This is a genomic window from Dictyobacter aurantiacus (assembly GCF_003967515.1).
Lineage (GTDB): Bacteria > Chloroflexota > Ktedonobacteria > Ktedonobacterales > Ktedonobacteraceae > Dictyobacter > Dictyobacter aurantiacus.
Map to the genome: position 1 here is coordinate 5777543 of NZ_BIFQ01000001.1, position 24252 is coordinate 5801794.

Annotated in this window: 22 protein-coding genes; 12 read left to right on the top strand and 10 right to left on the bottom strand. The window is 57.8% G+C overall.

All coding sequences use genetic code 11. The features are described from left to right. Positions 1 to 220: 220 nt before the first annotated feature. The 3 genes from KTT_RS23310 to KTT_RS23320 all read right to left on the bottom strand — a co-directional run bounded on the left by KTT_RS23310 (position 221) and on the right by KTT_RS23320 (position 5187). Positions 221 to 3508, bottom strand: a complete 3288-nt coding sequence (locus KTT_RS23310) for an ATP-binding protein (RefSeq protein ID WP_126598746.1) — start codon at positions 3506 to 3508, stop codon at positions 221 to 223. A gap of 240 nt (positions 3509 to 3748) precedes the next feature. After that, positions 3749 to 4477, bottom strand: a complete 729-nt coding sequence (locus tag KTT_RS23315) for a metallophosphoesterase family protein (protein WP_126598748.1) — start codon at positions 4475 to 4477, stop codon at positions 3749 to 3751. Positions 4478 to 4497: 20 nt separating this feature from the next. Next, positions 4498 to 5187: a winged helix-turn-helix transcriptional regulator gene (locus KTT_RS23320; RefSeq protein WP_126598750.1), complete on the bottom strand. Its 690-nt coding sequence runs from the start codon at positions 5185 to 5187 to the stop codon at positions 4498 to 4500. A gap of 205 nt (positions 5188 to 5392) precedes the next feature. Between KTT_RS23320 and KTT_RS23325 the strand changes: the two genes are divergently transcribed. From KTT_RS23325 to KTT_RS23335, 3 genes are all read left to right on the top strand, one after another. Further along, on the top strand, positions 5393 to 6298 hold the full coding sequence (locus KTT_RS23325) for an alpha/beta fold hydrolase (RefSeq protein ID WP_235845810.1): 906 nt from the start codon (positions 5393 to 5395) through the stop codon (positions 6296 to 6298). Positions 6299 to 6423: 125 nt separating this feature from the next. After that, the gene (locus KTT_RS23330; RefSeq protein WP_126598754.1) at positions 6424 to 6906 is read left to right on the top strand and encodes an SRPBCC family protein; all 483 of its coding nucleotides are present in this window, start codon (positions 6424 to 6426) and stop codon (positions 6904 to 6906) included. A gap of 386 nt (positions 6907 to 7292) precedes the next feature. Next, entirely contained in the window at positions 7293 to 8117 is an 825-nt protein-coding gene (locus tag KTT_RS23335) for an LLM class flavin-dependent oxidoreductase (RefSeq protein WP_126598756.1), read from the top strand. A gap of 22 nt (positions 8118 to 8139) precedes the next feature. Here the strand turns inward: KTT_RS23335 and KTT_RS23340 are convergent, their stop codons facing one another. Further along, the gene (locus KTT_RS23340) at positions 8140 to 8847 is read right to left on the bottom strand and encodes an amino acid kinase family protein (protein ID WP_126598758.1); all 708 of its coding nucleotides are present in this window, start codon (positions 8845 to 8847) and stop codon (positions 8140 to 8142) included. Positions 8848 to 9333: 486 nt separating this feature from the next. On the opposite strand from KTT_RS23340, the gene KTT_RS23345 reads away from it, so the two are divergent. The 3 genes from KTT_RS23345 to KTT_RS23355 all read left to right on the top strand — a co-directional run bounded on the left by KTT_RS23345 (position 9334) and on the right by KTT_RS23355 (position 12772). Beyond that, positions 9334 to 10164 (top strand): phytanoyl-CoA dioxygenase family protein, encoded by an 831-nt coding sequence (locus KTT_RS23345; RefSeq protein WP_126598760.1) that lies wholly within the window; start codon positions 9334 to 9336, stop codon positions 10162 to 10164. A gap of 292 nt (positions 10165 to 10456) precedes the next feature. Then, positions 10457 to 11104 (top strand): TetR/AcrR family transcriptional regulator, encoded by a 648-nt coding sequence (locus tag KTT_RS23350; RefSeq protein WP_160146076.1) that lies wholly within the window; start codon positions 10457 to 10459, stop codon positions 11102 to 11104. An 18-nt stretch (positions 11105 to 11122) separates the two neighbouring features. Continuing rightward, a complete protein-coding gene (locus KTT_RS23355) occupies positions 11123 to 12772 on the top strand; it encodes an FAD-dependent monooxygenase (protein ID WP_126598764.1) in 1650 nt (549 codons plus the stop codon). Here KTT_RS23355 and KTT_RS23360 read toward each other — a convergent pair. Both KTT_RS23360 and KTT_RS23365 read right to left on the bottom strand, forming a co-directional pair. Continuing rightward, a complete protein-coding gene (locus KTT_RS23360) occupies positions 12729 to 13472 on the bottom strand; it encodes a MerR family transcriptional regulator (protein WP_126598766.1) in 744 nt (247 codons plus the stop codon). The two genes, KTT_RS23355 and KTT_RS23360, sit on opposite strands and share 44 nt — an antisense overlap. 164 nt (positions 13473 to 13636) lie before the next feature. Next, a complete protein-coding gene (locus tag KTT_RS23365) occupies positions 13637 to 14011 on the bottom strand; it encodes a hypothetical protein (RefSeq protein ID WP_126598768.1) in 375 nt (124 codons plus the stop codon). A 295-nt stretch (positions 14012 to 14306) separates the two neighbouring features. On the opposite strand from KTT_RS23365, the gene KTT_RS23370 reads away from it, so the two are divergent. The 3 genes from KTT_RS23370 (at position 14307) to KTT_RS23380 (ending at position 18784) form a co-directional block, all read left to right on the top strand. Further along, positions 14307 to 15311, top strand: a complete 1005-nt coding sequence (locus KTT_RS23370; protein ID WP_160146077.1) for a serine hydrolase domain-containing protein — start codon at positions 14307 to 14309, stop codon at positions 15309 to 15311. A gap of 637 nt (positions 15312 to 15948) precedes the next feature. Further along, the gene (locus tag KTT_RS23375; RefSeq protein WP_126598772.1) at positions 15949 to 17649 is read left to right on the top strand and encodes a GxGYxYP domain-containing protein; all 1701 of its coding nucleotides are present in this window, start codon (positions 15949 to 15951) and stop codon (positions 17647 to 17649) included. A 142-nt stretch (positions 17650 to 17791) separates the two neighbouring features. Continuing rightward, on the top strand, positions 17792 to 18784 hold the full coding sequence (locus KTT_RS23380; RefSeq protein ID WP_235845811.1) for an LLM class flavin-dependent oxidoreductase: 993 nt from the start codon (positions 17792 to 17794) through the stop codon (positions 18782 to 18784). A 171-nt stretch (positions 18785 to 18955) separates the two neighbouring features. Here KTT_RS23380 and KTT_RS23385 read toward each other — a convergent pair whose 3' ends face one another. Beyond that, positions 18956 to 19522: a TetR family transcriptional regulator gene (locus tag KTT_RS23385; protein ID WP_126598774.1), complete on the bottom strand. Its 567-nt coding sequence runs from the start codon at positions 19520 to 19522 to the stop codon at positions 18956 to 18958. A 212-nt stretch (positions 19523 to 19734) separates the two neighbouring features. Here KTT_RS23385 and KTT_RS23390 point away from each other — a divergent pair, with 212 nt between their 5' ends. Then, the gene (locus KTT_RS23390) at positions 19735 to 20676 is read left to right on the top strand and encodes an NADP-dependent oxidoreductase (RefSeq protein ID WP_126598776.1); all 942 of its coding nucleotides are present in this window, start codon (positions 19735 to 19737) and stop codon (positions 20674 to 20676) included. 63 nt (positions 20677 to 20739) lie between these two features. Here KTT_RS23390 and KTT_RS23395 read toward each other — a convergent pair whose 3' ends face one another. Genes KTT_RS23395 through KTT_RS23405 form a run of 3 tightly spaced genes read right to left on the bottom strand, consistent with a single transcriptional unit; the run spans position 20740 to position 22363 of the window. Then, positions 20740 to 21528: an SDR family NAD(P)-dependent oxidoreductase gene (locus KTT_RS23395; protein ID WP_126598778.1), complete on the bottom strand. Its 789-nt coding sequence runs from the start codon at positions 21526 to 21528 to the stop codon at positions 20740 to 20742. A gap of 39 nt (positions 21529 to 21567) precedes the next feature. Then, complete coding sequence (locus KTT_RS23400; protein WP_126598780.1) at positions 21568 to 22035, bottom strand: SRPBCC family protein; 468 nt, start codon at positions 22033 to 22035, stop codon at positions 21568 to 21570. Continuing rightward, positions 22028 to 22363 (bottom strand): ArsR/SmtB family transcription factor, encoded by a 336-nt coding sequence (locus KTT_RS23405; protein ID WP_126598782.1) that lies wholly within the window; start codon positions 22361 to 22363, stop codon positions 22028 to 22030. The genes KTT_RS23400 and KTT_RS23405 overlap by 8 nt, the downstream gene beginning before the upstream one ends. Positions 22364 to 22802: 439 nt before the next feature. On the opposite strand from KTT_RS23405, the gene KTT_RS23410 reads away from it, so the two are divergent. Continuing rightward, positions 22803 to 23249 (top strand): MerR family transcriptional regulator, encoded by a 447-nt coding sequence (locus KTT_RS23410; protein ID WP_235845812.1) that lies wholly within the window; start codon positions 22803 to 22805, stop codon positions 23247 to 23249. A gap of 20 nt (positions 23250 to 23269) precedes the next feature. Continuing rightward, a complete protein-coding gene (locus KTT_RS23415; RefSeq protein ID WP_126598786.1) occupies positions 23270 to 24217 on the top strand; it encodes an SDR family NAD(P)-dependent oxidoreductase in 948 nt (315 codons plus the stop codon). Positions 24218 to 24252 lie beyond the last annotated feature (35 nt).

Consider the following 24252-nt stretch of genomic DNA (forward strand, 5'->3'; position numbering starts at 1 on the left):
GCTTCGCAGCCAAGCCGGGGCAAGCCCGGCACCTACGACGATCTTCATTTGCGATGTTGCTGGAGCGGACCGGGTGTCAACTCTTGATACAACCAGCATAGCATCGTGGGTGTTATGACACCGTTTGGTAGCAGGAGGGAAAAAGTTGTTTTCTCTATGAAGGATAATGCCGGCTCGTTAGCAAAGCGTTAATCTGGAGGCCCTGTGTGTTATAGACTGGCTATAACCGTGTGAGGAGTAGCCTGGCCGCCTGGAGATCCGGCGTATCGAACCCTTCGCTGAACCAGTTGTAGATGTTCTGAAGCTGGTGCTTTGCCTCGTCTGATCGCTGCCGATCGCTCCACAGACGCGCCAGGCTCATCGTCGCGCGCAGCTCCAGTGAGCGGGCCTGCTGTGACCGCGCGATATCGATTGAGTGCAGGAAGGCCGCCTCGACTTCGCTATCATCGGCGTGCTGGGTGCGCAGCAGTTCGCCGCGCAGCCGCTGGATTTCGGCGTCCCACCAGCGCTCGTTGTGGGCGTGCGCCTCCGCCAGCGCCTCATCGATGGTTGCCAGTCCCTCTTCCACGCGCCCGGCTTTGCCATAGACCTGCGCGAGCAGCGAGAGGTAGTAGGGCAGACGCAGGCGAGCGCCCGGCGCTTTGAAGGCGTTAATCGAATCACGCAGGTGTCTGATATGCCCCTCATCGGGCTGTTCGCTGGCCAGTGCATGGTTGACCAGGATGCTGGCCCAGCTACGATAGTAGGTAGCCTGGTATTGTGTGGCGAGCGCCAGCGCCTGCCTGGCCTGTTCTCCGGTGATCGCGCTGCTGGCGCGCAACTGCTGCAGCAGGGCCAGATAGGCCGCCACCAGCGCCTGGTTGAACGGCTGATCCAGATCCTGCACCAGCTTGACGGCGTCGAGTCCACAGTTGAGCGCCTGCTGAGGATAGCCCAGGCACCACAGCGCATGCGATTGCCAGGCCCGTGCGTGCGCCGCATAATTTGATCCCTGCGATTCTTGAATATGGCGGATTTGATCGGGATCATCGGTGGCGATGATCCTGGCAAGCTGCTCGCTGGCCTCACTGATGCTGCCCATGTGCATGCGTACCCCGGCCAGCATCATGTCGGCGAACAGCGGCGGCGCGGCGCCAAGCGAGCGCCGATACAGGGTATGCAACTCATCAGAGGTTTCCAGCACTTTTCCCAGCCGGGCCTGTACGACATAGACCGATTGTAAGCCATACAGCGCCTGCGCCCGTTGCGTGTCGGCGCCGATGATATCACACAGCGCCAGAGCGCGATCGAGAACACCTTCCAGTTCCGGCGCGGTCCAGCCCCTGGTCACTCGATACAGTGGTGCCAGGGCCAGCTGCAGACTCAGTTCCTGCTGATGGCGCTTCGCGCCGGAGGGCAGGAGGGCGAGCAATTCCAGACTGTGCACGAGCAGGCTGATGGCATCCTCATTCGCGTACACACGCTGCGCCACGGCCGCCGCGCGCTGGTAACAAGGAAGCGCCTGCTCAATCATACCCGCACGCTCATAATGCCACGCGATCTGACCGCTAAGCGCATCGGAGTCTGAAGCCGAGATGGTCTCCAACGCCTGCACGATGCGGTGATGGAGCAGGCGGCGCTGAGGCGCGCTGATCTCGGCGTATGCTACCTCGCGCAGCTTATCATGGGTAAAATCATATGTGTTCGTGCCATGCTCGCGCACGATGCGCTTGTGCCAGAGCTCATCCAGTGCACACACAGTGTCCTCGCTATCCGTGTTGCCTGCTGCTAACAAGAGGTCGAGCGTGAATGCGCGCCCAATGGCTGCGGCCAGTTCAACCAGCCGGCGAGCTGAAGGTGAGAGCTGCCAGAGGCGTCCGACGAGTACCGCGTGCACGCGAGGAGGAAGCGTTTGTGTACCCTCAAGCGGCGATTGCCTATCAGGGTGAGGCGCCTCAACTGGATCAGCCGGTACGTTTCCCTGATTGGCCCGTACCGTTTCGACCACGAACAGCGGGTAGCCCTCCGTCTCATGGAATAAGCGTAACCCCTCCTCCACGTTCAGCTCACGTTTTGCTACCTGTGAGGCCAGCTTCGCCGTCTCCGCCGCGTCCAGCGGCTCAAGTGGGATCTCTGTCACAGGCATGCTCGCGCGCAGATGCAGCAAGAAGGCATGCAGGGGATGGCCTGGCGGCAGTTCTTCCTCGCGGGCGCAGCCAACGATGAGCAGGCGTGTTCTGGGATCGAAGCGCAGCAGAAAATGCAGCCATGCCAGCGTCTCTTGATCGCACCACTGCAGATCATCCAGCAGCAGCACGATTGGCTGCCGTGCGCGGAGTACGGCGCGAGCCAGCGCCTCGAAGAAGCGCAGGCGCTGCCCATACTCGGTCACTGGCTCATAGCGCGGCAGTCCCGGCTGTTCCTCTAGCAGTTCGGGCAGGAGCCGTACCAGCTCGGTCAGCCAGACCCGATCGAGTTGCCTGAGCGGCGCGCGCAGCCCCTCGCTCCTGAGCCATTCCGTAACCGGCGCCAGCGAGAGCTGTCCCTCCGCGGCATAGGAACGCGCCTTCGCGGTGACCACGTCCTGCTGGCCCGCCCACAGCAGGAACTCCTCGGCTAACCGTGATTTGCCCACGCCCGCCTCGCCGGTCACCAGCACGAAGTGAGGACCTTCAGCGGTGACGCGACGCCAGGTATCGTGCAGCTGTTGCCACTCGCGCGTGCGCCCAATCAGCAGCGGAGGAGCGGTGGATAATGCTTGCTGGACGCTGATCTGCCTCGTGGGTGTCTGTTGCCGCAGGAGTTGCTCATAGGCAGCGCGCGTCGCCGGATCGGGATCGATCCCCAGCTCTTGCTGTAAGGTGGTGACGCAGGTGTGGTAGACGCGCAGCGCGCTGGCGCGATCGTTATTGAGCGCGAACAGCTGCATCAGGCGCCGATAGAGGCTTTCGGAGAGCGGATCGAGTCCGAGTAAGCGCTGAGCGTAGTGGATGGCGGCGCTTATGTCCCCCTGATCTTCATGAAATTGGAGCAGCTGTTCGAGCGCCTGCTGATGGCGCAGGCGCAGCCGCTCGCGCTCAGGCACGATCCATTCATCATAGCAGCCGGGCAGTAACTCGCCGCGATACAGGGCATCGGCCTGCTTAAGGGCGGTCTGGAGTGCCTGCTGGTCATCGTGCCGCGCGTCCGCGAGCACGAGTGCGTGTTCGAACTCCGCCACATCGAGATAGAAGGGCGTCGCGGGATGCCAGTGCAGCATATGCATATCGGTGGAGAGGAAGTGATCGACCGGCGGAAAGGCCTGGCGCAGCTGGTGCAGCAGCTGCCGCAGGTTATTGCGCGCCTGGGACTCGGTAGCATCGGGCCAGAAAAGGAATGCCAGATGCTGGCGCTGCTGTGGAATATCGTGGTGCAGCACCAGGTAAGCCAGCAAAGATTGCAGGCGCAGGGTGGTGAGGCTGGTTACCTGCTGATCGTTGTAGATCAGATTAAAATCGCCGAGCAATCGAATGTGAAGAGCTGGCTCCATGATGATCTCCGGCACTGACCACTGTTATTCGAGAGGGATCCTTCCAGATGAACCAGTGTGCGGGTACGTATTGACAACGAAGGTATTGCTGCTGGTATTGATATTCCAGATACCGAACATGAGCATACAAGACGAATCTCCATGCAAAGCATACACTATTTGGTGACTGCTGACAATTCGTTGCCCGTCGTTCTGTGGCATCGTTTTAAATGGTAGGTGTCGGGCAGCCTGGCAGGAGCGTTAGTGTGAGTCCCATTTCTGCAGCCACCAATCCTGGTGGGGCATGGTGGAGTTCTGGCAGGCTGCTAATATCGCTGGCAGGTCCAGCGGGATGCGGCGCAGGTCGATGCTCAGGCGACCCTGTTCAACGATCAGCACGCCGTATTCGGCCCAGCGCACATGCTGGTTGTCCGGTAGCTCTGGACTACCCGCATTGACCCCGGGCAGGCCGATGCTGCCGACATTGACGAGGTGAGCGTCGCGATAGCGGCGCATCATCTGGATGTGGGTATGCCCGCCCACCATCACTGCCGCCGAGTGACCTGCCAGCATCTTCTCCACCGTCGCTTCGGGGGTGACGGCGGCGATCACATCGTCAAACGAGCGCGGCGAGCCATGATAGCAGAGGAGGGTGCGGCCCTCATCGAGAGGGAGCGCGAGCCAGGGTACAAATGAGCGCAGGTAGTCGCGATCCTCATGTGTCAACTGTTCTATGCACCAGCGCGTGATAGCGCGCAGCGTCTTTGTATCCGACGCACTATCTCCCATCAGCCAGGCGTCCGTGTTACCGAGCACGACCGGGCAGCCGAGCTGGCGCAGCCGCACGATAACCTCGTGCGGCTGCGGTCCCAGCGCCGCCACATCTCCCAGGCAGATGATGTGATGAATGGATTCTCGGGCCAACTCTCGCAACACTGTTTCAAGAGCGACCAGGTTCCCATGAATATCCGCGATCAATGCAATGCGCATCCGCGATCCTTTCGTTCAAGCTATAGCAAGAGTGTTGATTTCTCTTCCTGGTCGTTCAAGCGTTTGGTTGTTTCATCGTGTACTGGCCACTCATACTTGATGCCGATCTGCTCGCAGCACCATCGTCCCCATGCATACATCTGGCGCAGCATCGGCTCTGAGCGTCGTCCTGGCTCCGAAAGTTGATACACTTTCCGGGGAGAGCCCGGCATGGCCTGATGGTGAAGCACCCCCATATGCTCTAGCTCGCGCAATTGGAGCGCGAGTACCTGCCGGCTCGCCTGTGGAAGGAGCCGCTGCACGTCACTGAAGCGTTTGGGTCCGCTAAGCAGATGATACCAGATCCAGAGCTTCCATCTGCCTCCCAGGCTCACAAGCCAATCGTACTGTGGGCTGATCTGCTTACTGTACCACTTCCCCCATGTCTCCATCTGGCACAGCAGGGGCTTCAAGCTCCATCCCAGTTCCGTGAGTGCATACTCCACTCTGGGGGGCGCCTGGTCATAGACCCGGCGTTGAATGAGGCCGATCTGCTCTAACTCACGCAGCTGGATCGTAAGCATCTGCCGACTGACCTCGGGCAGCAGCCGCTGCAAGGCGCCGAAACGCCTGGTGCCGCCGAGCAAATGATACAATATCCAGAATTTCCATTTGCCTCCAAATCCATCCCCGCCAAGTGGACATACGATAGTCTTCTTCTGCCGAGACATAGGATCTGCTCCCTTGCAAAATACGTCAAATAAAATTGCGTACTTGTATACATTCCTCTTCATCTATAGACTCATTGTAACAAACAAGACAGGCCAGCTACAAGGAACAACACATTTATATCCTGTTCAACCGGTTATGTAAGAACAAGAACATTTAAAGAGGGTGAGGAATAAGATGAGCATCAGAAAAGAAATTCTGCCTGGTATGTACATAGAACCCCGCGTCGTCTCGACAAAGCAAGGTCCGGTCGAGTTCGACCTGATTGGAGCGCAGGGTCCTGTGATCCTGTCCATTCATGGAGGCCTGGGAGGTGTTGACCAGGCTCGCTTGATGACCAACTGGTTGGATCGCGACATGGGCAGGATTCTCTGTCCATCGAGACCAGGCTATCTGCGCACCCCGCTGAAAAGCGGAGAGACATTTGAGCAGCAGGCCGATCTGTTCGCCGCTTTGTTGGATCATCTGCAAATAGACAGGGTCGCCGTTGTCTGCCTCTCGGCGGGAGGACCACCTGCGTATCAGTTCGCGATACGGCATCCGGACAGGGTCTGGGCGCTGGTGGCGATAGACAGTGTCAGTGGATCTTACCGCCCTCCAGAAGCGGTTGGACCGCTCGCCGAAGCCATTTTTATGAGCACTCCCGGACAGAAGTTTGTCAAGTTCATCATGGAGAAACAGCCCCGGCTCATGCTGGCGGAAGCCTTCCGGGGTATTGGCTACTTCACTAAAGAGCAGAGGAAGAGGCAGATCGACCACGTCCTGAACGAGCCTGAGGCGCTTGCTTTTATGGAGGCGTTGCTCGACACGATGAATCCCTATTCAGAGAGGAAAAAGGGGAACGAGAACGACATGCAGCAGTTTGTCAAGCTCACCCATCTGCCGCTGGAGTTGGTCCAGTGTTCGAGCCTGATCATCCATGGCACCCATGATGCCGACGTGAAATTCTCTGATGGGGTGTACGCCTACGAACATATTCCTGGCGCCGAGCGCTACTGGATAGAAGAGGGTGATCATCTTGGTTTCTGGCTCAGCCCGCATGCGCCGCGAGTCCAGGAGTGCGCGCGTGCTTTCCTGCGCAAGCACGCACCCTCTGCATCTGTTGCCAGATAGAGCAAGATGAGGGAAGATTTTTCTTTTTGGCATGATACGATAGGATAGGCGATTAGAGGGCTTTGATGGAGGCGTTCGTTTCTTTGAACGCGAGAAGGATACCCATGTTGTGAAAGGATACGCTCATGACAGATGCAAAGCAACCACAACGCGCCAGTACGCGCAACACGAAATATATCAAGGCTCCCCAGGATGTGCTGTATCGAGCCTTTACCGATCCAGCCGCCCTGACGACGTGGCAGGTGCCCGGAGATATGACCGGGGAGGTGCATAGCTTCGACGGGCGGGTCGGTGGGAGCTTTCAGATGTCGCTGTACTATCCGGAATCCGAAGGGAGTGACCGTGGTAAGACGGCGGGGCGCGAAGATCGCTATACGGCGCGCTTCGTGGAACTGACGCCGTCGAGCAGGATCGTGGAGGCGATCACCTTTGACACCAGCGACCCCGCTCTGGCGGGGGAGATGATCATGGAGGTCATGCTTGAGCCTGAAGGCGAAGGTACAGATGTGACTATCGTCTTCAGGGAGATCCCACCGGGCATTCGGGCCGAGGATAATGAACTTGGCACGCAGCTCTCGTTAGAGAAACTGGCGCGCTACGTCGAGTAGTGGTGCTTGTGGGTTCGTGTGTGGAGCGTTGGCGTGCAGGTACCACGTTTGCTGGCGTGGAAGACAGGGGAAGCGGTGTTTTGGGGGGACGTGGGCCGCAATCGCTGGCGCTCGCGGCCCGGACGACCGCGAGGGTCGTCCCTACATGGACGTTCCTTTTTAAGGGGGATTTTCGGGTTCTGGGGACAATTCGTGTTTCGGAGGCGTGTGTTTGGGAATGTTTTGTGTTCGGGGGGTGTTTTGAGTTGCGTTCCTTCTTTGCGAACATTTGAATGGTGTTGAGGGGGTGTGGGTGTTAAATATGACAGGAGATGTCATAAAGGCGGTGCTACAGTGCGAGGAATTGCATGTAGATCGTGTTGAAATGTTTATGCATCGGAGGAAGCATGAAGTTTGGATTGGATGTCCCGACGACGGGCGAGTATGGGGATGCGCGGGTGCTGGCGCAGCTGGCGAGGGAGGCCGAAGAGTCCGGCTGGGACGGCTTTTTTGTGTGGGATGTGCTGCCGAAAGGCCAGCCTGTTATCGATCCCTGGATCGCGCTGACCGCGATCGCTTTGCAGACCTCGCGCATCAAGATTGGTCTGCTGGTGGCGCCGCTGGCTCGTCATCGGCCCTATCTCGTTGCCCAGCGGCTCGCCAATCTGGATCAGCTCTCTGGTGGTCGCGTGATCTGTACCGTGGGGCTGGGCGATGGCAACGAAGTGTTCGCGGCTTTTGGTGAGGAGGGGGATATGGCGGTGCGCGCCCGGCAACTGGATGAGGGTCTGGCGATCCTACAGGGATTATGGACTGAAGATCGATTTTCTTATAGTGGTGAGCACTATCACCTGTGCGAGGTGAGCCTGCGGCCCAGGCCGGTCCAGGTGCCACGCATCCCCTTATGGGTTGCTGGTGGCTGGCCGTATCGCGCCCCGTTTCGCCGCGCCGCTCGCTGGGATGGTGTCAGCTTTAAATCCATCAACGCCAGGGAGCAGCGCTGGCTCTCGCTGGATGAGTTTCGCAGCGGCGTGGCCTATGTGCGCTCTCGGTGCACGCAAGCGGGTCCGTTTGAGATCGTGATGAGTGGCGAGACGCCCCGAGATCGCCAGCAGGGCAGTGATATTGTCACGCCCTTCCGGGAGGCGGGCGCCACCTGGTGGATCGAAGAAGGTCTGGGTTGGTCCCTGAAGGAATACCGGGAGCGCATCCAGTATGGGCCGCCGCTGTAGATAAAGGACGATCAGCAAGCAGTCATGCGATGGTTGTGCCGATGAAGGGTTCGCCGTTGAGGGCCTTGGCGAGGGTGTCCAGGTGCGTTCCGTTCAGGTAGCAGACCTTGAGGTTGAGGTCGGAGGCCAGTCTGGCCGCGATGGGATCAAAGGGGGCGTGTGAGCCGGGGCTCCATGTTTCTTCGATCATCGAACGGTACTCGTGCCAGGAGAGGTGCTGGAAGGGGCGGGCGTCCTGGTGGATGCGCGGATCCTTGTCGTAGACGTAGTCGGTGTTGCTGAGCTTGAAGATGGACTGCACATGGTAGTCTTGCGCCAGGATGACCGCCGGGTAGTCGGTCGACCAGCCAGGCTTCCAGCCGGCGGCGATCACCACGGGCTTCTCCGGTTTCTGGATGATGCTGTAGTCCTTAATGATCACGGGGTGGGCCAGGTCGCGGAATACGGTACGCATCAGGTGGGCATTCAAACGGGTGGCGTGGATGCCGAGCCAGTCCAGGTCATCGTCGGTGAGCTCATGGCCCACGATAGCCTGACCAGCATCGCGATACTGCCGCGCCACCTGTCCGCCACCGATAAAGATGAAGAAGCGCCGCTGATGCTCGGTGACCTGCTGGCGGATGAACTGCTGGAACCGTTGCAAGTATGAGGTGGCGATCCCGCCCGGCGGAACAATGAGCGATCCGCCCAGCTTGATGATATAGGTCTCTTTATAGCTGCGATTGACCATGGAACTCCCCTCCTGAGCAGATATGGTGCTGATGGGAGTTTACCTGATTTTCAGCCATGAAGCAATCTTTTGCCCTGCCAGCGTATCATGCAAAAATTCACAAGCAGGAACGCAAGAAGGTGAGACAATGCACCTCCGAAGGCGAGAATGCCGGGAGCATCGTCAACGTCCCCAAAACACGAAGATGCCCGTGTGTTGGGGCTGTTTCGTGTTGGGGGGAGGGGCATGAATTGGGGGCCGTGTTTTTCGGTTTATGGGACAAAGGGGGCGCTTAGCTGAACCTGTTCACCTTCTATTTGTCATACTTATTCTTCCTGAAAGAAGAAAATAGTAATGCTATAATAAAAAGATGTACAGTGATTAGTAGGAGTTTTTGGTTTGCAAGAGGCTAATAGTTATCAAGGATGAGGTAGGTGCTGGAGCGTACTATTCATCTGTAGCCATGTTTTTTGCGTGTGACACAGCAAAGGAAAGGATACTTTGGCCATGACCACAGTAAGCAGTGTTGAACCGATCCTGAGCGATGATGAGGTAGCTCAATTTCATGAGCTTGGCTATGTGCTCGTGAAAGGTGTGCTTTCACGGGATGAGGCCGCGTACTATCACGGTCAGATTTTAAATCTGGTGCCGCGTGATCTGACGCTTCCGGCTCACTGGGGTACCCATAATGGCAGGCTCAAGCCAATGAATGAAGATGGCAGCCAGACCATTGATACGCCGGAACTGTTGCCGCTGATGATCAATGAGAAGCTGTACCGGGTGGCGGTTCAATTGCTGGGCTCGACGCGCCTGCGCTCGATGGATGGGTCGATCGGCATTACGTTGCGTAATGCGGGTGAAAAAAATATCCTGAGCCAGCGCCTTCACCTTGATGCCTCGGTACCCAATACCGTGGATAACTTCCTGTTTACACAGCAGGAACTGCAGATCGGGGGCTGCTACTATTTCAATGATGTTGAACCGCAGGGTGGTGGCATCCATGTTGTTCCAGGCGGACATCGACTCGTCGAGGAGAAAGCGCGGGGACAGGCAGGAGGACGCCAGCTGTATGAAAATTGGAAAAATATTACCGATTTTCCAGAAACGGTCGAGGTGACCGGGGAGGCGGGCGATTTCGCCCTGCTGCATCATCTGATGCCACACGCGGAATCACACAATCGCCGGCCCCGACCGCGCATCGCGCAATTTACGCGTTTCATCCGCGAGGATCATCCACATTATCCAGCCAAACCTGCCGCGCCTGATCAATATAATCAAGGGCAACTGCGCGTGATGACCCCGCTGGGTCGTAAGCTGCTGGGCGTTGATCCCTGGTAGGAAGATATCCCAAAAAAGCGTGCGCCAATGCATAATATGCTCATGCATTGGCGCACACTTTTTTGGGATGTATCTGGTGGGATGGAGCATAGGCGCCCGGGTACGGGCCGCTGCGCGACAAGCCAGGGCCAGCCTGGCACCTACGGTCCTCATTTTTGTACAATCCTCGTTTTTGCGGCGCAATGAATGGCCCCCGCATGGAAAATCCCTTGACAGGATCGGTTTTGTGATGGTATATTTTTGACATAGAAACGGTACGGTTTAGTTTACTTGTTGGAGATGGAATATGGATATGACGGTGGAGGAGGGAGAGCGGGCGCGGGCCAAGCGGGAGCAGATTCTGGAGGGGGCGCGGCGTGTCTTTCTACGCGAGGGATTCGCGGCGGCGAGCACGGATGAGCTGGCGAAGGAGGCGGGGGTATCCAAGCGTACGCTGTATGCTTATTATCCGGGCAAGGAGGAGCTGTTTGTCGATGTGGTACGCAGCCTGACGATCGAGAATCCGCAGACGCGGGTGCTGGACTTTATGCGGAGCCTGCAGCCGCGCAACGCGGAGGAGTTGCGCGAGGCGCTGTTGGCGCTGGCGCAGAAGGTGCTGGGGACTCTGATGCGGGCCGAGGACCAGGCGCTGATGCGTGCCATCATCGCCGATTCCCATCGCTTTCCCCAGCTAACCGAGACCCTGCGCATGACCGTACCAGAGCGGGCCGCGGTGGAGATTACCCGCATGCTGGAGCGGGCGAGGGCCAGCGGAGTGGCGATCCGGCAGGGAGATACGGCGATCATGACGCGGCTGTTCATGGGTTCGTTGCTGAGCTACGCCCTTTTTGATGGTCTGCTGCGGCCGGCCAGCCAGCTACAGATTCCTTCTAAAGAGACGCTTGAGGAGATCGTGAACCTATTTATGCAGGCGATTATAGAACATGAGCAAAGAAGCTGAGCCTGAAAGGAATGAACCATGGCGGAGACGACCGATGTACTCGTGGTGGGCGCGGGACCCACGGGGCTGACGATGGCCAACCTGTTGCAGCGTGGCGGAGTGCGCGTCAGGATCGTAGATAAGAAGGATGGGCCTACCGTAGAGTCCCGAGCGCTGGTGGTGCACGCGCGGACGCTGGAGCTGCTAGACAGGTTGGGTCTGGCCGGGAAAGCTGTAGCGGACGGCGAACCGCTGACGAACGCCTACGCCCTTAGCCAGGGCAAGCGTTTTGGCAGGCTGGCGTTCGTCAGCGATGAGAGCGTGAAGAGCACGCCCTATCCCTTCGGCCTGATCTATGGGCAGGACCAGATGGAGCACTTGCTGATCCAGAGTCTGGCCGAGGCCGGGGGGCGCGTCGAGTGGAATACGGAGTTGTTGGGTCTGGAGCAGACGCTGGATGGTGTGCGGGTATGCGTGCGCGCGGGTGACGGCAACGAGGAGACCATTGAAGCGCGCTGGATTATTGGCGCTGACGGTGCGCATAGCCCCGTCAGGCATGCCCTCTCGTTGGGCTTCGCGGGCCGAACGTATACGATGACCCTGTTTATAGCGGACCTGGAGATGGAGTGGGATCTGGGACCACACCAGGGCGGGATGGATCTGGAGCACAGTGGCTTCTTTTTCTTCGTGCCGATGCACGGCACGGGGCGCTTCCGCCTGTTCGGGACCCTGCCACCGGACCTGGCCGCTCGCGAGACCCTGAGCGTTGATGACGTGCGGCGCGTGCTGGATACCCGGACCCATCTGCAAGTTAATATCCTCAAGGCCAACTGGATCTCGGTCTACCGTACGCACCAGCGCATAGCCAGGCACTTCCGTGTCGGGCGCGTCTTTCTGGTTGGGGATGCCGCCCACATCCACAGTCCCGCCGGTGGCCAGGGGATGAATACAGGGATCGGCGATGCCTATAACCTGGCCTGGAAGCTGGCGCTGGTCGTCAAGGGACAGTCCAGCGAGGCGCTGCTCGACTCCTACGATGCCGAGCGCATCCCCTTCGCCCGGGCGATTCTGCGCGGCTCTGATTGGGCTTTTCAGCTGATGACCGCGACCAACCCGATCTTGCGGGCGATCAAGCTGTACGTGCTGCCGAAAGCCTTCCGAGCCGTTTCGTGGACGCCGCTGTTCAAGCGGCGCGTCTTCTGGCTCCTCTCGCAGCTGTGGACCAGCTATCGCGGGAGTCCGGCGGTCGCGCAGTTGGAGGCAAGCAAGCATGGGCCGCAGGCCGGTGATCGCGCGCCCTATGGTTTCTTCGAGGATGGGCCCGAGGCCGGAAAGAGCATCTTTGCGCTGTTCAAAAACATGGATCACCACCTGTTCCTTTTCGCAGGTAGCAGGTCAGAGGATATTCCTGGCGAGATAGAGGAGCAGTTGCAGACCCTGCTGGCCACGTATAAGGTACCAATCCACCTGCATCGCGTATCGGCCGCCAACCGCAGCCTGCATCAGTTGTATGGAGTGGATGAGCCCACACTGGTCCTGGTCCGGCCGGACGGCCACATCGCCTATCGCGGCCGGGCGCAGGATCTGGATGGCTTCAGGACATATCTTGATCAATGGTTCAAGCGGCGTGAAAGCCAGGCTCCGGCTAGGGAGCAGACCGAGGCACCTGTTCCGAGTAGAACTCACTGACATAGCTGTGGAAGGCGGAGATAGAGGCGAGGCGAGCCCAGCTGATCTTTGCCAGTTCGGCACGTCTCTTCTCCACGGCCGCGATAGCTCGCTCGGTGCGGCCGGCCGTCAACTCGTTCAGAGCCGTATGGATAGCGGTGAAATTGTAGCCGGCATCTCTGAGCAGGACCACCACGCGCAGGCGACGCATCTGCTGCTCATCATAGAGGCGATACTTGCTGCTTTTATCGCGGATAGGGTGCAGTAGCCCCTGCTGCTCCCAGAAATGGAGCGCTGAGACGCGCACGCCCACCTGCTTGGCCGCATCTCCCACCCGCAGCTGTTGTGGAAGGCGCGTACTGGACAGAGAAGGGGATTGCGCGGCCAGCGTACTCAGGGCCGCCAGCGTCTGATCGAGCTGAAGGCGCTTATTCGCGAGGTCGGCATGGTACTCATCGATTAGAGCCAGCGCCAGCGTGAGTTTGTCCTGGTGGACCGCCTGCATAATCGCCCGCGTCTGCTGCCAGGTGTAGCCGTTAACCATACTGCGTGCCGTCTGTAGAGCGACCAGGTGCTTCTGGGTGTAGAGGCGGTAGCCGCTTGGGCTACGCTCAACGGGCGGGATAAAGCCGCTGGCTTCATAGTTGCGCACCTGTTGAACGCTGATCTGGCCTGCCTGTGCCAGATCGATGGTGCGCAGATAGTTATGAACTATCATCATATGGTGGAGTCCTCGGGTATTTAGTGAAACGTATCCGAATTGATCATAACCTATGACCTATGAGCTTATTTATAGCACGTCAATATCTCCTCGCGCTAGCGATAGCACCTCGCTATGCCCATTTGCCTATGAGATGGTAAAGGATTTCTATGATGCGCTAAAAATCAGCGCTCCAGCTTATCCAATGTCCGGTTATAGAGCTTGAAATAGACCGCGATGACGATCAAGATGATGACGGCTTTGACCAGACCCAGGGAGTCCGGGATCATGTAGATGAAGGCCAGCACAAGCAGCGTTATGCAGACCTCTGCCAGCACGACGTTGCGTTGTAGTTGACGATTGATGATGCGCGCGTCTTTGAAAATGACCAGGTACACGCCGATCAGACCCATAATAGCATAGAGTACCAGCAAACCAGTATTGAATGCAGGAATAGTTGAGCCATGGCCGAATGTCGTGTAGCCCCAGAGCGCGCCAAAGAAGAAAATATACGCGTTTCGTGATCGAAGCTTGAGGTTTTCCACTTCTTGACTCATCATGATAGATAGCTCCGCATATGAATAAAAAAGAACAACTGATAGTAATACTTGGATCGCCGCATGGTGGATTCTATTTTTGCAAATACGTGATTCGTTGGGAGGGAGGCGCTTTTGGGGGGGAACATGGTCGCGCGGGTAGCGGGAAAGCCGGGGCGAGCCCGGCACCTACGGTGGCTTGATCTTTTTTGGGGGCTATGCGCTGCTTTGGGTAAATGTTCTATATGTGAAAATGCGTTATAATAGATAGGCTAGCGGGAAAGAAAGATATAAAATTGATTATATGCAAGGATGTATAATGTATAAAAAGAGAGATTATTGGCCAACAGAGGATTGGCGCACCTCTACTCCTCAAGAACAGGGCATGGATGCTGGCTGGCAACCACAACTGATGGCGTATATCGGTCAGACACGTCCCTATCTTAATGCAGTGCTGGTTATTCGTCATGGCTACCTGGTATTTGAATACTATAAAGAGAATTACAGTCGCGAGAGCTATCAGATCCTCAATTCGGCGACCAAAAGCTTTACCGCTACGCTGATCGGCCTGGCGTTGCGTGATGGATTCCTAACCGAACTGGACCAGTGTCTGGAAGAGTTTCTACCTGATGCCTTCAGGCATCTTGAGGTTCATCCCTATAAGCGGCAGATAACGATGCGCCAGCTGCTCAAAATGACGAGTGGTCTCTATCCGGATGCGCTGCTGCAATACGATGATGCCGAAGACTGGGTGCGCTTTGCCCTGGAATCGCCGACGCTCTGCCCGCCCGATCAGCTATTCCTGTATAGCTCCATCTCCTCGCATCTGCTCTCGGTAATTCTGAGTCACGCCACCGGCATGAGCACATTGGCATATGCCAGGAAGGTGCTGTTCGAGCCGCTGGGCATCCGGACCGATGAGCGGGCTGGCTTCATCTGGGGCCAGGACCCGCAGGGCTACTATAGAGGGGCGGGTGGACTTCATTTGAGAGCACGTGATGTAGCGAAGCTGGGCTATCTATATCTGAACGAGGGACTCTGGGAGGATACGCGGCTACTTCCATCCACCTATGTTCAAGAAGCGACGCGCAAGCAGACCAGCGGCGGCAGCCCTGAAGCCGCTGGCTATGGCTATCAGTGGTGGATTGCAGAACTGGCCGGGCAGCGCTACTTTTTCGCCTCTGGTTTTGGGGGTCAGTATCTACAGGTATTTCCCGACCTCGACTTGATACTGGTGCTTCACGCCCCCGATGAGCCGTTTACCGGCGCCTACCACAGGCAGTTTATTCCACTGGCCTTTTTGCTGCCCGCTATGAACACGTAATCGGGCGACCCCCGTGTCCGGTTCTCGCGTTTCGCCGAAGGTGTTTTCTTTCCCAAACGGTTACGTGTTTGGGGGAACGTGAACGTGCGGGTACGGGGTCGCTACGCTCCAAGCTGGGGCAAGCCCAGCACCTACGAGGGCGTGGTCTCGTTTTGGGAAACGTGGTCGTTCGGGTATGGGGTGTTTTTATGGCGGGTGCGTATGGATGGGAACCGATTCGGGTGTGGGGAGCGTTGCATAGAGGGGATGATACCTTTGATGGCTGCATGCGCATTTTCCTATGAGTTTTTGGACGCGGGCAAAGAATGGATATGGTCGTGTTTTATGGCTGTGGGTGAGGCTAAAAATTGTATTGACGGGTTTAAAATGATATATACTCTAGCTATACCGGTTTGACTGTCATGAGATCTACACACTATGGGGATGGGGTAAAGGTGTCAGGGGGTTTCTCCGCTGCTGGCTCGCGATGGTCGTGCTAGATTACGAAGTGTGACGATGTTCGACATGGATATCTCTTTCGTATGCTTCTTTCCATTTTTTTTGCGGCAGGCGGAACTCGTAGCATGTACAGATGAAAAATACCGGTCAGACGGATGTAAGGTTGTAGGGTCTGTTCGCTGCCACGAGGAGAGCATTGATGTCAAGAACACATACCACACCCATACAACACCTGGCGCGCTTCTTGCTGTGTTCTGCCATTATCGTTGTTGAACTGTTTGGAATCCATTTCCCCATTGTCAATCACGTTGGAATCCATCTTCCAGTGCCCGCCGCCGTCGCCGCCACACGCGCCGCCCACAGGGTTCACGACACGGATGGGGGGATCTACTGGCCGCAGGGGCAGGCGCTGCCCAGATTTGCCTCGCCTGAGGAACTGGACGTGGCGCGCGTCACCGATCAGCCGGGCGACCTATGCCTGCTGCTGGCGACGTTGCAGGGACTGGTCAATCGCAACCGGCCTCAGATCTATCTGGAGGAAGGTCAGCCAGCGGAAGGTGTTGATACCTGGCTGCAGAGCCTTGGCATTCCTTATATCATGCATGCCGATCCCTGGGAGGTGATCTATAAATACATCGCCACGGCGCGCGGCGTCATCGTCTACGATCCCAACATCATCGATACGGTCAACGTCGCCACCACCATGGCCGGGCTGTATGATGGCGTCGTGGTCAGTCCCCAATTGTTGAAGAGATTGACGGGCACCACCTATAACATGCCCATCCTGGCGGACCTGCGCGGCAAGTTCAGCAGCAACCTGCAGGCCGACATCTGGCAGGTAAAGAACCTCTGGCCGCTTGCCTCGCACCGTCTGCTGATCGGGCTGCTGCCCACCACGCCCAGCCGCCTGCTTGGACGCGTCACCACCTATGGCTATCTGCGCGACTACGCCGTGGCCAATCGCGCCATGGTCTTCTGGTTCTCACTGCAGAGCCCGACCCAGGCCGCCCTGTTTCGGCAGGTGCTCGCGGGAGTGAAGCCGGGTACGCCCTATCTGGGCTGGTATGACAAGGAGTTCCGTGGCGTGCGCCTGACCTCCAGCTATGGCGTCTACACCATCGCCGCCGACTACTTCTCCAACCTGACGGTTTTTTCGGGTGTGCGCGCGCCCTCATTGATCCAGAGGATCGTTCCGACGCCGCCGCTGCGCAACAAGATCTATCTTACCTTCACCATGAGCGAGGGGGATAATTTTCAGTATGTCCAGCACACCATGCGTCATCTGTGGGATGATCCTGAGCGCGGGCAGGTGCCCCTGAACTGGTCGATCAACCCGCTGCTCTACGATGCCGCGCCTACTATCCTCAACCATTACCAGCTCACCGCCTCCGCCAATGACTACCTGGTTGCCGGTCCCTCCGGTGGTGGCTATGTCTATCCCTCGAACTGGCTGTTCAGCAACCTCAACAGCTTCATGCGGCAGTCCAGCACCTACATGCGCAAGACCGGTCTGCACGTCGTATTCATCCTCGACGATCGGCTGGCCATTCCCTCCTACGTCTCCAAAGCCTATAGCGACTATGCCCACACTAGCGGCATCCTCTACAACTGGTGGAACCCCACCAGCTACACCACCATCGCGACGGGAAACATGCCCGTTTCCACGCAGGTCACCGCCACCAGTCGGCAGGAGATGCTCAACGCGATCCGCCTGAGCGCCAGTCGCTGGAATAGACGCTCGCCCCTGTTCCTGTCGGCTCTGGCCATCTCCTGGAGCCTTAGCCCGACCGACATTAAATACGTGGCCGACCACCTGGGTCCCAACTACGTGGTTGTGCGGGGAGATCAATACTTCAAACTGTTCCGCCAGGCGCGTGGGCTGCCCGCCGCCCAATACTGAGCACGGTAGTACGGCCGGGAAGCAAGTGGGTGTGGTAGCGTGTTATAGCGAGGAGATAGAGGTGTGGCTTATAGGTTGTCAACATAGTGGCGTGGAGGCGTATTGTCATGATACGTCTCTACGTATAGAAATGAGATGAAGAATGTCTATGCAGAATGACGGTGAAGTACAGTCATCTGAATCACGCTTTGCGGCGCAGCCGACGCGGGAGCGCGTTGGACTGGTGGTTGATGGCGCGAACGCGGCGCAGGCGGTACAGATGATCGTAGATCATGAGAAGGCCGGCGTGCGGCAGATCTGGATGACACAGAGTCCCATGAATCCTGATACCCTGTCAACGCTGGCTGCCGCGGCCATCCCGACCACCAGTATCCGGCTGGGGACCGCGATTATCCCCACCTACCCACGCCATCCATTGACGATGGCGTTGCAGGCTCTGGCCATTAACGATCTGGCGCCCGGACGGTTGCGCCTGGGGATCGGTCCCAGCCACCGACCGACCATTGAAGGCATGTATGGCATCCCGGTGGAGAAGCCGCTGGAGCACCTGCGCGAGTACGTCGAGATTGTACGCGCCGGCCTGTGGCGGGGCAAGATCGAGCACCAGGGAACCTTCTTCCACGTCAACGCCAGCCTGCCGCGCACAGCCGAGATCCCCATTCTGATCTCAACCCTGCGCGTGGGAGCCTTCCAGCTGGCCGGCGAGATCGCCGATGGCGCGCTCCCCTGGCTCTGTCCGATCCCCTATCTGCTCAAGACGGCCGTGCCGGCGCTGCGGCAGTCGGCGGCCAGACATGGACGCAGCGTCCCGCCCGTCGTGGCCCACGTCCTGGTCGCCACCAGCGATGACCGGCAGGCGGTGCTGGCGGCGACGCGCAAGCAGATCGAGCGCTACGGCAAGCTTCCGTTCTACGCCAACATGTTCGCGGACGCCGGCTTCCCCGTTGGACCCGACGGACGTATGTCGGACGAACTGGTTGACAGCCTGGTCGTCTCCGGCACGGACGAGGCCATTGCCGCCCGCTTTAATGAACTGCTCTCCAGCGGCCTCGACGAGCTTCTGGTCCTGCAGGTCCCCGTTCAAGATGTAAACAGTGAGCGTGCCCAGCTGGCTCGCCTGATCGGCCAGCTGTAAGCCAAAGAAATAGCGCGGCCCGCCTTTTCTGATAAAGGCGGGCCTGTTTTCTGCCATTTAAGCGGGGGCAAGCCCCGCACGTACTCTCGTCTCTTTTCTTGTTGCTTGCTCTAAAGTTGAATGCCTTGGGGGCAAACCTGATACCTACGAGGGGGATTATTTTTTATCGGGTTATGTGCCGGCGACGATGCTCTTGAGCTGGTTGAGGGACGCGCGGAAAAGGTGTGACAGATCTTGCTCATCAGGGTCGCTGACCCAGCGGTCAAACGCTATTTTGAATGCGATGGCCCCGACTTCGGCGGCGATACTCGCTGAAAGGCCGGGCACGCCACGGCTGCGCAGTGCGTCGGCTATGGTGGAGGTGAGTAATGTGCCCTTGAGCAGTTCGCGTTCCTGCAGCCCCGGGTTGGCGGCGATCACCGCCTGACGCTGACGGACGATTTTATGACGCCCCTGGAATCCGGGAATGGTGGCCTCAAGGGCTACCACGACTGCATCGAGCGGAGTGGCGGAGGCAGGTGCGTTGGCGATAGCACTCGTGTAGATCTCCTGCAACTTTGCCTGGCCCCCGAAAATCACCTCACGCTTATCGGCGAAGTAGCGAAAGAAGGTCCGTTCGGTGAGGCCAGCCCGCTCAGCGATCTCCGCGACCGTTGTCTGCTCAAATCCCCGTTCCTGGTACAGGTCCAGAGCGGCCTGCGCCAGCCGGCCCCTGGCGCCGGGTTCCCATCGGCTCATACGTTTAGCAATCTCCTTCATGACAGTCATTGACATCACTTACATTATACTGTACTATAGTGATGTCAGCAACTGACATCACGTTTCGCTTTACCTGGAGGGATCTGTAGTGGAGCGGAGCAGAAAAGGATAGTGAGTGCGTGATCTACCGCACGACAAGGAAACAAAAGCTCTATGTACTGGAGTAAGAAGCGATATAAGGAGTGTATGATATGAGCCGAGCGATTATATATACGTCATTTGGCGGACCCGAGGTTTTAGAACTGCAAGACATCGCGGAACCACATGCTGGTTCAGATGAGGTACGGGTACGGGTGGCTGCCGCAGGCTTGAACCCGATGGATTGGAAGCTATCTTCTATGCCCGAGATGGCTGCGATGTTTGGCGTTACGCTGCCATCGGGCTTCGGTACTGATTTCGCGGGCACCATTGATGAGGTTGGCTCCAATGTCAAGGATTTTCAGATTGGAGACCGTGTCTTTAGCGGAGCGATTGGCCGCGCCGTCGCTGACTATATTGTAGTGAACGCTTCATCACCAATGGAGCCATTGCACCATACTCCCAGCGACATTTCAGACGTCATCGCCAGCGCCCTTCCGATTGCCGGACTGACCGCTGACGCGGCACTGAGCGCTATCGGTGTAACGTCAGGTGAGACCGTGCTGATAGGCGGTGCCGCGGGTGGCGTGGGCACATTCGCCGTACAGCTCGCAAAGCTGGCTGGCGCAACCGTCATCGGTACCGGATCAGAGGACTCATTCGACTATCTACGTCAGCTGGGTGCTATTCCAGTCACCTATGGACCGGGATTGGCAGAGCGGGTCCGTCAGCTCGCCCCACAGGGCGTCGACGCGGCCACAGTGCTCGTGGGGACAGAGACTATCGACGCAGCCCTTGCGCTAGGCATCTCACCTGATCGCATCTCTACCATCGCGGCAGGGCCGAATCCTCCAGCTGGGGTACGCGCAACGGGCGGGGCACAAGCCAGTCCTGGTGCACTCGATAGAATTACCGCTGCCATAAGGAGTGGTGAACTTGTCGTCCCCATAGCCGCAACGTTTCCAATAGAACGTACCCGCGAGGCTGTCATTCTGCAGCGCGGAGGGCATGTTCACGGCAAAGTTGTGATTACACTTTCCGAAAAGGACAGCTAAACCTCGGCGAGGGTCACCATATCAGCAAGCCGCTGCAGCGGCTTGCTGATGGGTCTGGAACGGTTATCCAGTGTTCTCCACAATAGCTCGGCCCTGTGGATTGTCCGCGCCCCATTCGGTGGCGATCAGGCGGCGGCCGGTGAGATCCTGTGAGGCGTCCGAGGCGAGAAACACAGCCGGGGCCTGCATGATTTCTGGCTGGAGCAGGCGCGCCTGTACTTCCGCCGAGACGTCAGCGGGGACCATGCCGGTATTGGTCGCGCCACCCGGCAGCAGGAGATTGACACGGATACGCGCCTCGCTCAGCTCCTGTGCCCAGATGGCCGAGGCGGACTCAAGCGCCGCCTTCGATGGTCCGTAGGGAGAGAAGCCGCGCCGCTTCATCGTTTCGCTATTCACGCTGATGTTGATGATGCTCCCCTCGCGCCGCTGCTCTAGCAGACGCGTAACCACAGCACGCGTCATATAGAAGAGCCCATTGACATTTGTGTCTATGATCATGCGCCAGACTGCCGGATCTATCTCCCAGAAGCGTGTGGGCTCGGTCATAAAGGAAGGGCTGACATACTTCATGCCGCGAGCGGCGTTATTGACCAGGATATCGACGTGCCCAAACTTCTGGATGGTCTGCTCCATCACCTGCTCACATGCCGCTGGATCTGTCACATCGGCGAGCAATGGCAGCACATGTGCGGACTGATGTTGCCGCGCCAGTTGATCGAGTTCGCTCTGCTCGCGCCCCGCCGTGATCGTTACTGAGGCCCCTTCTCGCAGGTATGCCTCCGCGATGGCACGCCCTATCCCTCGTCCTGCCCCGGTGATAATCGCCACCTTGCCATCGAGCTTTCCCATGCTAGTATCTCCTTGTCTATCTCTCCAATGGATCACACTCTATTTATTGTCGGTTGAGGTAGGTACGTTGTCGTCGGCGGCCAGCGTTTCAGCGAGCTGGCGTACGAGGCGTCCCCAGCCGCCGCTCATGATGCGGTACGAGAGCTGGTGCAGTGGATGTGCGGGATCGAAGCCGCTATGCTCAAGGAACAGGTGCGTGCCCTGCCCCTCTGGCTCCAGACGCCAGGTGACGGTTGAGCGCAGGTCATTTTCCCCCGAGTGGTCCATCCAGCTGTAGCTGAGTGTGCGCTCGATCTCAAAGTTGAGGACCTCGCATTGGACAATGCCGCTAAAGTTTACCTGGGGCATAGGTGTGCCCTTGAAGGTGAAGCGATGACCCACCTTGAGCTGAAAATCGTTGGGCATCAGCCAGCGAGCCAGCAGGCCGGGATCGGTTAACGCGCGCCAGACATGCGCTGGTGGATAGGGAAAGAACTGATCGATGGCGATGGTAGGTGAACTAGTCATGATGTTGCTCAAATTCCTCTGCAAGTATTGTTTCCAGGTTGGTCAGGCGGTCCTGCCAGAACCGTTCATAGGGTGTCAACCACTGATGGAGCGCCTGCAATGGTGCCCCCCGCAGGCGATAGTAGCGCTGTCGTCCCTGCCTGTGCTCGCTGACCAGGCCGACCTCGCGCAGCACTTTCAGATGCTCCGAAATGCTGGGCCGCTGCATCGCGAAATGGTCCGCCAGGTGTTGGACCGGTTGCTCCCCTTCATCACGAAGCAACCGCAGCAGCTCGCGCCGCGTCGGGTTGGCCAGGGCAGCAAAGACAGTGTCGATCGAATCAAGCATCCAGCCGCTCCTTCTTCTGTCTTACAGATCCGTAGGAAATTTCCTACGGATGAATCCTGTGCGTATTATACGTAGGATTCTGCCTACCTGTCAAGGCGGGAATCGGTAGAGGGTGCCATTCAAATTTTTGCGACAAAACAAAGAAACGTACACGTAGCGCATCGCCAAGCTTCATTTCGCCGGTTTTTGGCCATCTGGACAAGCCTCTGAAGCGATGTTGCATACGCAAAATGAAGCCTGACGAAGCAATAGTGCTTTGTCAAAGTTCATTTTTCTTGTTGCCTTTCTTTCTCTTTGCAAAAATATGAACGACACCCAGCGGTAGATTGCCTGATATTCATTTGTGCATTGACATATTATTATCTCGGTTATAGAAGAAAGTATTGAAAGCTCTTGACCTCAAGCGCTTGAGGTTTTCTATACTGGGGATATGAATACGATGACATCGCTTCAACAGCAAGAAACATACACCATTCATGAAGTGGCTCAGAGAAGTGGATTGAGCATTCCGACTCTCAGATACTACGAAGAGATCGGGCTTGTGCCCGCTGTCCAGCGTGATGCAAGCAGTGGTCACCGACGCTATAGCGCTGACACGCTACAGATCATAGAATCGCTGGCGAACCTGCGCGCCGTTGGCATGAGTATTGAGGAGATGCGCGCCTATCTGGCGCTTCGTGAGCGGGGCGACGAGACGGCGGTCGAAAAGCGTGAACTTTTTCGGGCACATGCCGAAGAAGTGGAGAAGCAGATCGCGCGGCTGCGCATACGTCAGCGCTACCTTACATTTAAAGTCACCTACTGGGATGCCCGGGCCCGTGGTGATATTGATGAGGCTGAGCGCATCGCCCAGGAGTATGAGAGTATCGTGAAGGATTTAAGATAACCTATAAAGGCAGCAAGCAAATGACTGAATTGATTACAACGCCTTTCGGGGCGACCACAACCGCGATGGAGGTCATTGAAGGGGTAGATTTACATGGGAAGCGAGCTATTGTCACGGGTGGTGCGAGCGGTATCGGGGTGGAGACTGTTCGCGCCCTGGCGCAAGCTGGCGCCGAAGTGATGCTCGCCGTCCGTAGTACCGCTGCGGGCGGGCGGATTGCCGAAGATATCAAGAGGGCGACAGGCAATCAATATATCCGCGTTGGGGAACTCGACCTGTCAGATCTGCGCTCAGTACGAGCGTTTGTAAGGAGGTGGGAGGGTTCACTTGATATCCTCGTCAACAATGCCGGTGTCATGGCCATTCCGCAGCGGGAGCTTAGTGAGCAGGGACACGAGATGCAGTTCGCCACGAACCATCTCGGTCACTTCGCGCTGGCGCTTGGTTTGCACGACGCGCTGGCCGCGACCGGTCACGCTCGTATCGTATCGGTCAGTTCGGTGGGCCATATCAACGGCGATGTTGATTGTGATGACATCGACTTTCAGCATCGGCCCTATGACGCATGGGTCGCCTATGGACAGTCCAAGACGGCCAACATCCTGTTCGCGGTAGAGGCTGCCAGGCGTTGGTCCGGTGACGGTATTGTCGCTAACGCGCTCAATCCTGGGCGCATCGCCGGCACTAATCTTGGACGCTATGTGAACGATGCACCGGCCAATCCTGCTCTATCAGGTCCAGCAAGCAGGGGGGTATCGATTAAGAACAGCGAGCAAGGCGCGGCGACCTCTGTTTTGCTGGCCGCCTCACCGCTCGTCGAGGGTGTAAGTGGCCGCTACTTTGAAGATTGTAACGAAGCCGGACCGCATCAGCCTGGTATTCGCCGAGGCGTTGCCGCGTTTGCAATCGATCCTGATCGCGCCGCAAGATTATGGGAGATATGCTTGAATATGCTCAACGAAGCGTGATGAGGCTTCGTTGGGGGATGGTGATCGCCCGGGCA